This window comes from Zoogloea sp. LCSB751 (assembly GCF_002028455.1).
GTDB lineage: Bacteria > Pseudomonadota > Gammaproteobacteria > Burkholderiales > Rhodocyclaceae > Zoogloea.
The window spans coordinates 58,223-71,805 of sequence record NZ_MWUM01000027.1 but is presented as its reverse complement, the minus strand read 5'-3'; the positions used below and the strand labels follow the sequence as shown (position 1 = coordinate 71,805).

Genomic DNA, 13,583 nt, shown 5'->3' with positions numbered 1-13,583 from the left:
GGAGAACGGCTGACGTGCCCGTTTCAACGCGCAGTCGATGTCCCTGTGCGCAGCTGACCATCCATCCGAAAGGCCGTGCGGGCAGGTGCCGCATCGAGCGCGTCCTAGTAGGACGCGTGACCGGTCGGTGCGAGTGGCCTCGATTCCCGGGAGGAGGCAGCGCGTCCTACTAGGACACGTTGGGCGGAGAACGGCTGACGTACCTGTTCAACGCGCAGTCGATGTCCCTGTGCGCAGCTGACCGTCCATCCGAAAGGCCGTGCGGACCGGTGCAGCATCGAGCGCGTCCTAGTAGGACGCGTGACCGGTCGGCGCGAGTGGCCTCGATTCCCGGGAGGAGGCAGCGCGTCCTACTAGGACACGTTGGGCGGAGAACGGCTGACGTGCCCGTTTCAACGCGCAGTCGATGTCCCTGTGCGCAGCTGACCATCCATCCGAAAGGCCGCGCAGACAGGGGCAGCATCGAGCGCGTCCTACTAGGACGCATGACCGGTCGGCGCGAGTGGCCTCGATTCCCAGAGGAGGCAGCGCGTCCTACTAGGACGCGTTGGGGCGGAGAACGTCTGACGTGCTTGCTCAAGGCGCAGTCGATGCGCCTGTGCGCAGCTGCAGTTCACGCCTGAACCACTCCTAAGGGGCATTGGTTGTTACTCCCTTCGGTAGTCTTGCTCCCGGTCTCTGTTTCGGTCACGAACGTGGTCGTTGCCGTAGCGTCCGCGGTCACCATGTGGGTGCCCGTAGCCACCGTGCTCCTCTTGCCCGGAGCCTCCGGAGTAAAGGTCCGCGATGATGCAGCCGCCTAGCAACGTGCAGGTTGCGACAAACGCTATCAACAGTCTTGTCTTCATGGTGTCTCGTTCGTTGGCTTGGCGGCTTGCGGAGGCCCTAGCAAAGGGCTGTCACGGATAGGCAGTGGTCACACGGCCACGATACCCCACCTATGCTCTCCGCGGCGGCTACGCCACCTTGGTGCTGTGCCAGAAGAGCTGGCTATCCTGGATAGCTCACTTCCCGTCGAGGGGGGCTGTTTTACGGCTGGGTCAAGATAGCAAAGTGGTAAATATATTGAGCAATTTAAGGGTAATTTGCTCAATATATTTACCACTTTCTGTTTGTGCTCTATATTTTGAGCATCCCAGCTTGCGTCTCCCATCATGCCCCGAATTCAGCCGGTCCTCAGCTCGGACCTCCTACTACTTGCTCAAGACCTTGGAGCCCGGCTTGCTCTGGCTCGGGGGCGTCGCAAACTCTCTACGACTCTGTTTGCCGAGCGAATGGGCATCTCACGGAATACCGTGGCACGGTTAGAGAGTGGAGACCCTAGCGTGTCACTAGGGATGTATCTCAAGGCATTACGCATCCTTGGGCTCGAATCGAGCTTTGAGCTAGTGGCCAAGGACGACCCTTTGGGGCGGAAGCTGCAGGACAAGGTCACGCTTGAGGCAATGCCGGTCAGAGCCGCAAAGCCTCCACGGGGTGTCCCGCAAGATTCTCTCGACTTACCGCGGGAGGCACCGTCTCCATTCAGTAGCCTCCTTAAGAAAAGGCCCTGACCATGGCACGCGTCCCCCTGGAGGTGTGGCTTGACGCCCCTGAGCTTCATCATGGTCTCGTGCGGGTCGGCATGCTCTACCCGCATGATGCCCGAACGGACCTTCCTCCCTCATTCGCCTACGACAGGGGATGGCTAGAGTCCCCTCGCAAATTCGAGCTGGACCCACAGCTGCCTTTGGTCGTCGGCGGGCAACATCCGAGCAGAACCCGCTGGTTCGGCGTTTTCCTTGACGTCGCACCCGACCGCTGGGGGCGGGTACTCATGGAGCGTCGAGAGGGACTGGCTGCAAGAGACGAAGGGCGCACGATGCAGCGTCTGACCGATTTCGACTTCATGCTGGGTGTCAGTGACATCACACGCACAGGAGCACTGAGATTCCGGTTAAGCGCTGAGACACCATTCATGGCACCAGATGAATTGCGTTCAGTGCCTCCGGTAACGAGTCTGCGAGAACTGGCAGAGGCTGCAGCGAGCTTGGAAGACCCCTCAGCAGAGGAGCGTCCAGAATACCGTCATTGGCTATCAATGTTGCTGGCACCCGGCACCTCACTTGGTGGCGCAAGGCCAAAAGCGACATTCCGAGAAACGGATGGCCGGCTGTGGCTCGCGAAATTCCCCTCTCACAATGACCGACGAGACTGGGGCGCATGGGAATTCATTACCCACACGCTGGCTAGGAAAGCGGGCATCAATGTACCGGAGGCGCAGCTTTTGCGCCTGGGCGCACGGTATCACACGTTTTGTGTTGAACGATTCGACCGCTTGAAGTCGGAGAACCCAGCTATTGCATCGCGACGGATGTATGCCTCTGCGATGACATTGCTCGCGCGTCAGGATGGCGAGCCGGACGGCAGCTATCTCGACGTCGCGCAGGTGCTGGAGGATTGTGGTGGGGTAGGGCTTGAAGATGACTTGGCACAGCTCTTTCGCCGGGCAGCATTCAACCTTGTTGTCGGAAACCGCGATGACCATCTGCGCAATCACGGCTTCCTGCGTACTCGAAGCGGATGGCGACTCAGTCCGGCGTTCGACATGAACCCCAACCCAGACAAGAGCGAACATGCTCTGACTTGGGACGGCACCCGTGCTGCGCCAGACATCGATGTGCTGGGCGCAACGCATGAGCTCTACCGACTGACGCGTGATGAAGCGTTTGGCATCGTTTCCGAAGTGGTTGCTGCTGTTACCGACTGGCAGGCCCTGGCGCGACGACATGGTGTCGCATCCCAGGAAATTCAGCTGATGGAGTCTGTGTTCCAAATCTGATGCGTCACTTTGGCCCCTGCCAGCCACGGCAAGTAAATGAGCCTGTCTGAAAGCCGATGTGTCTAAGCAGCCAACTACTGCTTTGGGTCGAGAGTAGCCTGCCGCTTACCCGAAAGGACCGCGCCGGCAGGTGCCGCATCGAGCGCGTCCTAGTAGGACGCGTGACCGGTCGGCGCGAGTGGCCTCGATTCACAGAGGAGGCAGCGCGTCCTACTAGGACACGTTGGGCGGAGAACGGCTGACGTACCTGTTCAACGCGCAGTCGATGTCCCTGTGCGCAGCTGACCGTCCATCCGAAAGGCCGTGCGGACCGGTGCAGCATCGAGCGCGTCCTAGTAGGACGCGTGACCGGTCGGCGCGAGTGGCCTCGATTCCCGGGAGGAGGCAGCGCGTCCTACTAGGACACGTTGGGCGGAGAACGGCTGACGTGCCCGTTTCAACGCGCAGTCGATGTCCCTGTGCGCAGCTGACCATCCATCCGAAAGGCCGTGCGGGCCGGTGCAGCATCGAGCGCGTCCTACTAGGACGGTTTGCACTCCAGCAGGAAGGGGCGGAAGGTGACTCCTGCAGCCGGTTTTGAGACCGCCGACCCGAGGCCCGTACCCCCTGCCCCCCAGCGGGTCTTACATGATAATCGCTATTATCATGTAAGGATTATTCAGTAATTTATTGGGTGTATAACTACACAGAAGCTAAGAGGCAATCGGTGTAGCTCTCGACTGCTGTTAGACTTCCGCCATTCAATCAGGTAGTGAAATCTGCTTCAGAACGGCTATTCGAGAGACCTCTGTACGCTGAAATTCGCCAGATGTTTGCAAAAAAATTAGGTCGATAGCCTGCTCATGGCAGCGTTCACGTGTGGGTTGTAACTATTCGATGAAAAGTCAAAGAAAAATGAAGGTTGCTAGAGGGCTGCTTTTGTTGCTGCCGCTTTCTACGACAGTGCTAGCTGGAAATTACGTCAGTCCGACGTTCGATTGTGATGTTGCTGACGAGCGAGCAGAGCGCATCATTTGTTCCTTTGAGGATTTGTGCATCCTAGACCAAGAGCTTGGACAGGCACTGAAAGAGGCAAATGGCAAATCCGAAGCGACTTTGAAAGCCCAGGCTGAATGGGTGAGTTCAACGCGGAACAACTGTGCAACGGCGGACTGCCTTAGGGATGTCTATCGAAAGCGAATCGCTGATTTAAGAAAGCCCTTAAGTGCAGTGGTATCGCCTGAAGAAACGAAGGATGTGAATTTTAACGCTCAGCCGCGGGCCGGGGGGCGCGTTCTACAGAACGACGAAGTAAAGGACGCTTTGCCACCGACCGTTATGGTTAGTGACCCGATGCCAAGAGTAGAAAAGAGCGACTCGGCGTCGACGAAGAAAGAGGAGGCAAAGGAGAAAGATGTTTCTAACGACGAGGGCTCTTTGTGGTCTTCCGTAAAGTGGTTTTTTCGCCAACTGCTTAGTTATTCTTTTTTGGTAGGCATTATATTTCTGTTATGGAAAACCTTGAAATATCTTGCTAATGGATTGGGGAGCTCATCTGGGGAGGGCAGCTATCGGAGTAGTCCAGGAAGCTCCAGACCCAGTACAACTTCGTCGAGAACAGCTGAGCCATCGCAACGAGATTCTGCAGATACGAAAGTAATAATGCGCTCCTATAGAACCACTCGAAAATGCTGTGCGACATGCTCATATTGGCATGGGCGTCGAGAGACGAAGGGGAGCAACAGTATGGTCATGGCTGAAGATAGAAAAGCACTTTGTCAGGTTAGTACTATGACGAGAGACCCGATTACAAAAGCTCCTCGAGGAACTAGTCGAAGTGAGAAGCTCCCTACTTTTGGGTTGAACTGTAAGTATCACAAGCCCTGGCTCTGAGTTGAAGGTTGGTAGCCAGTTTTATTAAGCCTCTTGCTCGTTTGGTTAAGAATGCATCAAGGAAAAATGATGTTCCTCACACCTAACGCCTATCTCCTGGCCGTAAAGAACATCCTTAAATTGATGGAGACAGACCAGGCATTTCGCTAATCTTGGTTTGATGTGCCGTAATCGCTGAGGGCTCAGGGAGCTCTTCTCACCAAGCTACTCGGCGCCGCGGTCGGCTAACCACTCTTCCCGGACCACGTAGAGCGCAGTCTTATCCTTGCTAAAGAATCCGGCTGCACAGCGGGGTGCTGCTTTTCATGAGCTTGTCGAGCGCATTGGATAGGCTATCCCTGAAGTTGCTCAATTTCGACTCGTAGCCGGAGAGTCGGTAGAGCGTTTCCACGGGGAGCCAATTGAGCTTACCGCGGCTGGCGTAGAAGTTGGCCAACCAGCCTCGCAGCCCGTCGTAGTCGACCGCAACCTTGTCCACCGTCGTCCAGCAGCCAACCTCTAACAGCTCAGCCATCCGATATTCTTCAGGTGGAACGAACATATTAGGGGCCAGTGCTAGTCAGCTGCCTTAAGGTTACCTTCGTTGAACGAACTGAATGTAGCGATATTGAGCTTATTAGTTCTTTAAATTCAGTGTTTTAAAGAGAGAGGGCGTCCATTGTTGAGCAGGAGTTGCTGAGCCGTAATGGTAGCTCGATGCGGCAGGGGATAAGAGGTGAAGTAGCCAAATTCGGTGATTTCACTTGGCCCGACAGAGAGCGCTGATGACTACTCCGCTTTTCGATGAGGCCGCCATTTCTGGAGTATCGCGTACAGTTCTGCAGGCTGATAGGGCTTGCCGAGGTGGTCGTTCATCCCTGCTTCGAGACAACGCGTCTGGTCTTCAACCATCGCATTGGCCGTTATCGCAATGATGGGGAGTTCGGCGAAGCCGGGCAACTTCCGTATTTCGCGCGTTGCGGTTAGCCCGTCCATGACGGGCATCTGCATGTCCATCAATACCAGGTCAAAGTGCCCAGTCTTGACCATCTCGAGGGCTTGAGCACCATTCTCCGCAATCGTTACGCTCACGCCAAAATCATGGAGAAATTCCTTGGTGACCTCCTGGTTGACCTCATTGTCTTCAGCCAGGAGGACATGGACACCCGCAATGGCTGAACGGTCTGACGGTGCTGCCGACACCATGGCAAGGGGTAGCTCCTCGGCTTCGAGTACACTGAGTCGTGCTGTAAACCAGAATGTCGAGCCTTGTCCAGGCGTGCTGTCTACGCCGACCTCTCCCCCCAACAGCGTCGCAATCCGTTTGGAGATGACCAGCCCCAGTCCCGTACCGCCGTATTTGCGTGAAATGGACCCATCAGCTTGTTGGAAGCTCTCGAAGAGCCGCTGTTTTTGGTCTTCGCTCAAACCAATACCACTGTCACTGACGGAGAAGCGGAGGAGTGCTTTCTGGCCTTCCTTCCCCAATTTCTCAACACGAACAACGATGTTGCCGTGTTCCGAGAACTTCACCGCATTGCTGACATAGTTGGTGAGCACCTGGGTGAGGCGCACTGGGTCACCGACCAAGTGCGTGGGGACATCAGAGGCCAGGTCAACGAGGAGGCCCAGTCCCTTTTCGGTACAACGTTCCTGCACCATGGACGACGCATCGCTCAGCACATTGGAGAGTTCAAAGCGCACGTGCTCGATATGCATCTTCCCGGCTTCTAGTTTGGAGAAATCGAGGACGTCGTTGATGATGGTCAGCAGATGCTCGGCGGCAACTCGGACCTTGCGGAGGTAATCGCGTTGCCGGGGAGTAAGCTCACTCTGCTGAAGGCGGTGGGTGAAGCCCAAAATGGCGGTCATTGGCGTGCGGATTTCATGACTCATGTTTGCCACGAAGTCTGCTTTGGTCCGTGCCGTTTCCTCTGCAAGGGCTTTTGCATGGGTGAGGGCATTAAACGCGTCCCGCTCTGGCGTGATGTCCTCAATGATGCTGACAAGCCCTCGTTTAGGATTGCCAGGCTCGACGGCTTTTATCGAAAGATGCGCCCAGAAACGGCTTCCGTTCTTGCGCATCATTTCGACATCCACGCTGAAGGTCTCGTCATCATCGAAGTGAGCCTCGACGTGCGCCCCCATGGAGTTGAACTCTGACTCAGTGCTGTAGAGAAGGCGCGTGGATTGGTGTTCCAGTTCACCGCGGCTATAGCCGAAGAGTTCTTCCACGGCACGATTGCAGCGCAGGATTTTCCGCTCCCGAATGAACACGATGCCGACGGTCGTTGCTTCGAAGATGGCTTTCTGCTCCGCATTCGCGACCCGCAGCGATTCCGCAGTTGCTGCGAGTGTCGCGGTGCGCTCGGCAACGCGAGCTTCGAGTTCCGAACGGTAAGCGGCCAGTTCCCGCTCATCGCTCTTCTGCTTCGAGATGTCATTCCAGATGACGTGCAGGAGCCGACGATTGTCGCGATAAATTGTGGTCAGCAGAATCCGCGCTTCAAAGGTCGTTCCGTCAGCGCGTTGATGCGTCCATTCAAAACAGTTCGAGCCCTTGGCGAACGTCTCTTCAATCAGTTCCGCGGCCTTTTCGACAGAGGGCCGCCCGTCTGCTTGGGTTGGCGGTGAGATTTCCCATGGGACGCGTCCAATCAGCTCTTCAGGCTTTTCCATGCGAAGCATGGCCAAGGTCGCCTCATTGGCAGCGATGAAGCGAGCCTCATCGGTCAGCGCAATGGGTTGAACGGTATCTTCAAAGAGCGCCCGGAAACGCTCTTCACTTTCCTCAAGGTGGGCTGTCTTCGCCTGCAGCTCCCGCGTCTTGCGGGCAACGGCAACTTTGAGCAGGCGAACCCAGAATGCCATGCCTGCACCCAACAACAGCAGGGAGGCAAAGGCAATACCAACTATCTTTGAGTACGGTTCCCAACGGATGGGGGTGCCCATCCATTTCTCGTTGAGTGCTTTAAGCTCGTCCTCGCCGATGGCCGCAATACCCTGTTCAATCTGCACCAGGATGGCTTCGTCCCCTCTCCTGACAGCACGATGAAACTGCCCTTGATAGAGGTCGAATGCCTTGACGAACTCAGTGTGAAGACCCGCCCGGTAGAGGTAATAATTCGCGGGGCCTTCATCCATGCAGAAGAGCTTGATGTCGCTCTTTTTCGCTTCCTCAATCAGGGCCACGTAGCTCCGTTGGAGCACCAAGGAGGTAATGCCTCTTCTTTGGAGTTCATCGATGCAGGCGTCCCCTGTCTCGACGCCAATCTGGAAGCCACGCAGCGAACTTGGGGCGTAAATGCCACTGACAGACCTGTGCGCGTAAATCGCCACAGGCAGTGTCGCGTAAGGTTGGGAAAAGCTATATACAGCCTCCCGCTCCGGCGTCTTGAAAATCGTGTCGATGACGTCGAACTCTCCGGCGCGCATCCGCTGTTGTGCGTCACTCCAGTTCGTGGGAACGAATCTGACGTGTATGCCGGTTTTGCTTTCCCACAGTTTCCAGAAGTCGACGAGGTAGCCTTCAGGGTGACCCTCTGCGTCGCGGAAAATATAGGGTGGATAGTTGTCGTCACTGACGACCGATATCGTCTGGTGAGGCGCACCGCCGTCCGCGGCAGTGGCCAGCAATGGCACTCCGCATTGCACAAGTATCACCGCCAGTATCTGGACAAGTCGTTTCATGACTGGGTGCCCAGTGGAAACACGAGACGTGTGAGGAGATAGGGGGCGGCGCAGCAGGAACACACCGCTCAAGGCGCAAGCTGCAGGTACCCTGGCCTGAACGTTAGAAATTCCCCTACTGCTTGAGCCCATTCGACAACGGTTCCACATAGCGACCGAGTTTGCATTCAGTTCCGACGGTCGTCTCTCTCACGACCTCTGTCATGGTCACGGTCGTCGTCATGGTCGCGCCTGTAGTCATTACCGTAGCGACCATCATCATGGTCCCGACGGTCATCGCGCGGACGCCCATAGTCGCCGCGTCCATCTCGACCGTGACCACTAGAGTAGGGGTCGGCGATGATGCAACTGCTAAGCAAAGCACCGGTTGCCACGAATGCAATCAACTGTCTGATTTTCATGATGACCCTTTCACGGATTTAGTCGTCCGAGGCATAAGCCTGGGGAATGGTGGAAGGCGTCGCCATCCCGTTTGGCCCAGTTGCATCGGCTACAACTTCTACCATGGGAATTCTGGACAGGCGTGATGCAACCTCCACGGAAGGCTGGCGGATGCGCGAAAATTTACATTCCGCGTTCGTCTGTCATCCGCGTCCGTTAAAATCTCGAGAAACAATAAGGCTGGGTACGCAACTTTGCTTCAATGGACGGATAATCTTCGTGTCGAGGACGACAGCACCAACCTGCAGCATCAGCAGCTTATCGCCTTGTGCAATCGGTTCTCCAGGTTGGCGGAATCCACGTCAAAGGATGCGCGCAGGGAATATCACGAGCTATTGAATGACTTGGCGGGCCTTCTTTACAAGCACTTCGACGGTGAAGAGGCGTTGCTGGAACGCAATCGAAGTCCACATCTTGCTGCGCACCGGCAGGAGCATCTGCGCTTTCAGGAGCAGCTGGCGACGCTGCTGTGCGATAGCTTGGGAGACAAGTTGGATTTCGCTGCCCTGCAGCAACTACTTGAAGGCTACATCGGCCAACATGTTGTGAAGTGGGACCTGCCGGACAAGACTTATCTTCGGCAGTAGCGCCGATGGCTTTCGCGTGTCAAGCACGGCAGGACTTGGACGTCGATTTGTATCATTCCTCACGGCCGGGAGGTGTCTCAAGCTCGATAGCGACCATCTTGGCCAGCACCTTCAAATGCTCGATTTCTTCAGGTTCGAGGTGCTTGGGTTTGCTGTCGATGAGGCAGAGGGTCCCCACCGTGTATCCTGAGGCAAGCTTCAGGGGGGCGCCTGCGTAGAAGTGGATGTAAGGAGGGCCGGTCACGAGCGGGTTGTCAGCGAAGCGCTCATCACGTGTCGCGTCACTGACAATCATGACTTCATCTTGAAGTATGGCATGACCGCAAAAGCTGATGTCTCGGGGCGTTTCTTTGGTCTGTAGCCCCATCGCGGATTTGAACCACTGTCTTTCCGCATCTACCAAGGTAATGAGCACAATTTCTGTGCCGAACCGACTTTGACAGTAGGCTGTGATGTGGTCAAAGCGGTCCTCGGGGGGCGTGTCCAGTATCAGGATGTCTCGCAGGACTTGAATGCGCTCCGCTTCATTTTTTGGGAAGGATGGGGCTCTCATTGGCTGTTACTCTGTTCTTTTTTTCATTTCACGTCTGCGGGGACGTCCCTGAGCATGTCACAGTCGATAAACAAAATCGACGTGCAGGGATAAGCCGGGCTCAATGCTCGTGCTCCTTCAACGAGGAAGCCGGCTTGGCGCCGGCTTCTTGCTGTTCAGCTGCTGTCAGGTTACTTGGCGTCAGCTTCGCACTTCTTCATGAATGCGGTCTTGGCTGCGCCCGCTAACGGCTTTCCGTTCTTGCCGACAGCCTTGTCTGCACAGGATGAAGGTGCTTTGGCCGCCGTAGCGCCACCCTCGCATTTCTTGATGAAGGCGGCCTTGGCTGCGCCGGTGAGGGGCTTGCCAGTCTTGCTCACGGCCTTGGCCTCGCAGCCCGACGCTGCAGGTGCTGCCGTGGTTCCTGTGGCCGGTTGAGTCGGTGCGGCTACGGCCGGCTTGGCTGCTGCCGATTGCGCGGCGGGAGCTTGAGCGTAAGCGATGCCAACAGAAAGCAGACCAGCAACGAGACCAGCGAGAATCTTGTTCATGCGTTTCACTCCCTTGCGTAAGAGGCCGTTTGCCTCAATGACTTAACGTGTCGAAGTCCACCGCGTTGACGCTGGAAATTCGTTAGTAGCTTGAGCGCACTTTGTTTCAAGGGTGTGCTGTCGCTTGCTCACCATGAAGATGCGTCTGACTGGCCACCAGCAGGGCTGCGCGGGACGCCTCCGGATTCAGAATGGAGGCTCTGCTTGCGACGGCGATGGTCCAGCCGTTCCTCTCACTGGCGAGTCACAAGCCAATCCAAGAGCGGACGCCATTGGCTGTCGACGGCCGTATGGCTTGCGTCGTTATCGAAGAGGGTAATGCCCGTGTCGGCCGCTTGCAGGTAGCGCTGAGACTGCGAGATGCAGGTAATCACGGGTAGGTCGAACTGCTCAAGGAATTCGCGTAGCTGTTGATACGCGTGCGTACGTTGGTCGACACGCATGCCCACGATACCAATATCGACCCGTTCCTTGCGTACGGCCTTGGTGTTGGCCAGCTCCTCGAAAAAATCGCTGGTGGCGAGCATGTCGAACCGCGAGGGGGAGACGGGAACAACGACCTTATCCACCTCATTCAACACGTGCTTCAGGCGTTTGCCATGCAGGCCCGCCGGCGTATCCAGAATGGCAATGCTGCAGTTCTTGGGGGGCGCAGTGAAGGCCTCGTCTGAAACGTCCCAGTGCCGAATGGTGGCTAGGTGGGCCGGTCGGGCCTCCAGCCAATATCGGCTGGAAAGCTGTCGGTCCATGTCCCCGAGATAGACGATTTCGTCATTCCTGGCGAACCAGCTTGCCAAATGGACCGCCAAGGTCGATTTGCCACTGCCCCCTTTGGGGTTGGCCACCAAAATTCTCCGCATTACATTTGCCTAGCACTTGGTTACTGTATAAAGTGTTTATACAGTTTATACCTTTAAAACTTGTTCAGGAGAACGTTATGAGCCAAGAACCCCTGGCGCAGCCGACTCAACAGGATGCAGCCCAAGCCCCCCTCGAAGCTCAACCGGCGACTGACGCAAGTAAGACGGTAACGGTGACGACCGAGCAGGCTGAACCCCAGCAGCCCGAGCCCCCGAAAGCGGTATTGAAGAAGGCCGCCGCCAAACCAAAGGGTGCCAAGAAAACTGTCGCAGGGCAGGCTGAACCAAAGGCCGTCGTCGCTGAAGAGAAGCCGGTCCGCAAAGGCGCCACCAAGGCCGCCGGACGGGTGGCTGCCGAGAGCAAGGTCGAGGCGCCGAAGGTGGAGAAGGTCAGTAAGGACAAGAAGCCGCCTCAAAAGAAGCCGAAGATGGTCCGTGACAGTTTCACCATCCCGGAAAACGACTACGCGCTCTTCGCAACACTCAAGCAGCGAGCGCTTACGGCGGGGGTAGAAGTTAAGAAGAGCGAATTGTTGCGTGCGGGCCTGGCGATGCTCGCGACGCTCGATGACGCTGAATTCATCAAGGCAGTGGGCTTGGTCGACCGTATCAAGACAGGACGTCCCAAGAAGTAAGGCTTCATGGAAGATGCGCGGACCGCGTTGATACTCCGCGCATCAAGCAAAGCGAACCGTTCCGAAGGGGCATCAGCGGATGCCGATGCGCCATCCCTCCGGTTGCTGAATCGTGGCTCGCTTTGCTGAACGCGATGTTCAGCGAATGGGTGACTTGTGCAAGCAAGAGCCCTCCAGGCGTGAAAAAACGAGGCAGGCGGACCATGGCACACTTGAAAACAGTGCTGGTGCTTTGCATGGGGAACGCATGTCGTTCCCAGATGGCAGAAGCCATTCTCAATCACGACCTGGTTGGCCGGGTCCGTGCTCTTTCCGCGGGCGCACGGCCTGAACCGAACGTCTCGGATGGCGCCATTCTCGCTCTGAAGGACGCCGGAATTTCTACCGAGGTCCTTCACACGAAGAGCATCGATGCGGTGATGGGGGAGCCTATCGACCTGGTGGTCACCTTGTGTGACAACGCGAGAGAGGGCTATCCAGTCTTTCCGCGCCCAATCCCCCGCATGCATGTGCCCTTTGACGACCCCCGCGGTGAGTCGTTGGAAGGGTTGATTCGGATGCGCGAAGAGATTCGTGAGAGGCTGATTCCCGTCGTCTGCATCGCATTGGGGGGTGTGAGCTTTACTCCATCCCGAATGCGGACAGAGCGGCTACTGTAGCGGTTGTACGGCCTAGTCAACAGGCCATGCGAGTTTCGTGAGTAGTGCTACGGGATGAATGGCAGTGTGCTCCAAGCGTTCAATGACATCGAAGCGCTCGCGTGCAACAGGCTCGCTCAGAAAATATCGGGTGATAAAGACGGCGTGATTGGCAGGCTTCGATGCCTCGCCAGATTTCTCGCGGACACAGAATCGGTATAACAGCTCGGCAGCCATGGTTTCACTCCCCACTGAACAAAGAACCGATGCTCAGCCTACAACGTTGGATGCACCGCACAATGACCTAAGTCAGTTGTTGGTCGCTCCGTGGGGCGTGACCACCCTTTGATTGTCGAATATTTGACTTTCCTGGTCCGCGGAGGACGCTAAGGCAATGAGCTCCTCCAAGTACATCTGGGCCATCTGGAGGGCCTTCAAATGCAGCCTCCCACCCGGGGTTTGTTGAAGTTCCTTGATGTGCTTTAGCCACTCCACTGCCTCTCCATCATGGGAGCGCATCGCCTTGTGAATCACAGCGGGTATGGACATGCTCATGACTGGGTTCGCAATCAGACGGCACGCCATTTTAACTGCTCAGAATGAGCTTGTTGCGGACGTTTGATGAGACGAACGGCGATAAGGGGGGCAGCACCCGGTTACCGACGGGGTTGCCCAGTCAGCAGATTACCCAAGCGGCTACCCTTGTCGGCGAGGGCGCGTTTGTTGACCTCGGGTTTAAACCGGATGAAGCGGCAGCGCTGACGGCTGAATCCCAACGCATCATTACGGAGACGCTGAGTTAGGGTTATCCCGTAGATTTTTTAAAGGAATCCTCTTATAGTTCCGCCCGTTGTGGAGGAGTAGCGAGCGGTGAGCCGGTGACCAAAACCATTAAAGATACGGCAACCGTTCGTGGTGAGTGAGCCTAGGAGCTGCCCGAGTACCCGTGGGGCAGCTCCTAGACCTTGTCAGACCTT

At 56.5% G+C, this 13,583-nt stretch carries 12 protein-coding genes; 5 read left to right on the top strand and 7 right to left on the bottom strand.

The window, feature by feature from the left end; genetic code table 11:
* Positions 1-1,154 precede the first annotated feature (1,154 nt).
* Entirely contained in the window at positions 1,155-1,553 is a 399-nt protein-coding gene (locus B4920_RS31030) for a helix-turn-helix transcriptional regulator (protein WP_079436796.1), read from the top strand.
* 2 nt (positions 1,554-1,555) lie between these two features.
* The gene (locus B4920_RS21825; RefSeq protein WP_079436795.1) at positions 1,556-2,821 is read left to right on the top strand and encodes a type II toxin-antitoxin system HipA family toxin; all 1,266 of its coding nucleotides are present in this window, start codon (positions 1,556-1,558) and stop codon (positions 2,819-2,821) included.
* 2,140 nt (positions 2,822-4,961) lie between these two features.
* Here the strand turns inward: B4920_RS21825 and B4920_RS21820 are convergent.
* On the bottom strand, positions 4,962-5,207 hold the full coding sequence (locus B4920_RS21820; protein WP_079436794.1) for a hypothetical protein: 246 nt from the start codon (positions 5,205-5,207) through the stop codon (positions 4,962-4,964).
* 254 nt (positions 5,208-5,461) lie between these two features.
* Complete coding sequence (locus tag B4920_RS21815) at positions 5,462-8,362, bottom strand: transporter substrate-binding domain-containing protein (protein WP_161493368.1); 2,901 nt, start codon at positions 8,360-8,362, stop codon at positions 5,462-5,464.
* Positions 8,363-8,997: 635 nt separating this feature from the next.
* Here B4920_RS21815 and B4920_RS21805 point away from each other — a divergent pair.
* Complete coding sequence (locus B4920_RS21805) at positions 8,998-9,390, top strand: bacteriohemerythrin (protein WP_161493367.1); 393 nt, start codon at positions 8,998-9,000, stop codon at positions 9,388-9,390.
* A gap of 52 nt (positions 9,391-9,442) precedes the next feature.
* On the opposite strand, the gene B4920_RS21800 is transcribed toward B4920_RS21805, so the two are convergent.
* The 3 genes from B4920_RS21800 to B4920_RS21790 all read right to left on the bottom strand — a co-directional run bounded on the left by B4920_RS21800 (position 9,443) and on the right by B4920_RS21790 (position 11,333).
* Positions 9,443-9,943: a GAF domain-containing protein gene (locus B4920_RS21800; protein ID WP_079436790.1), complete on the bottom strand. Its 501-nt coding sequence runs from the start codon at positions 9,941-9,943 to the stop codon at positions 9,443-9,445.
* A 170-nt stretch (positions 9,944-10,113) separates the two neighbouring features.
* Positions 10,114-10,473: a hypothetical protein gene (locus B4920_RS21795; RefSeq protein ID WP_079436789.1), complete on the bottom strand. Its 360-nt coding sequence runs from the start codon at positions 10,471-10,473 to the stop codon at positions 10,114-10,116.
* Between the two features lie 233 nt (positions 10,474-10,706).
* Entirely contained in the window at positions 10,707-11,333 is a 627-nt protein-coding gene (locus tag B4920_RS21790; protein ID WP_079436788.1) for a ParA family protein, read from the bottom strand.
* Positions 11,334-11,410: 77 nt separating this feature from the next.
* Between B4920_RS21790 and B4920_RS21785 the strand changes: the two genes are divergently transcribed.
* A complete protein-coding gene (locus B4920_RS21785) occupies positions 11,411-11,968 on the top strand; it encodes a hypothetical protein (RefSeq protein WP_079436787.1) in 558 nt (185 codons plus the stop codon).
* A gap of 203 nt (positions 11,969-12,171) precedes the next feature.
* A complete protein-coding gene (locus B4920_RS21780; RefSeq protein ID WP_079436786.1) occupies positions 12,172-12,627 on the top strand; it encodes an arsenate reductase ArsC in 456 nt (151 codons plus the stop codon).
* 12 nt (positions 12,628-12,639) lie between these two features.
* Here B4920_RS21780 and B4920_RS28970 read toward each other — a convergent pair whose 3' ends face one another.
* Together B4920_RS28970 and B4920_RS21775 are read right to left on the bottom strand one after the other, a co-directional pair.
* The gene (locus B4920_RS28970) at positions 12,640-12,843 is read right to left on the bottom strand and encodes a hypothetical protein (RefSeq protein ID WP_139379593.1); all 204 of its coding nucleotides are present in this window, start codon (positions 12,841-12,843) and stop codon (positions 12,640-12,642) included.
* Between the two features lie 72 nt (positions 12,844-12,915).
* The gene (locus B4920_RS21775) at positions 12,916-13,161 is read right to left on the bottom strand and encodes a hypothetical protein (protein WP_139379592.1); all 246 of its coding nucleotides are present in this window, start codon (positions 13,159-13,161) and stop codon (positions 12,916-12,918) included.
* Positions 13,162-13,583: the final 422 nt, after the last annotated feature.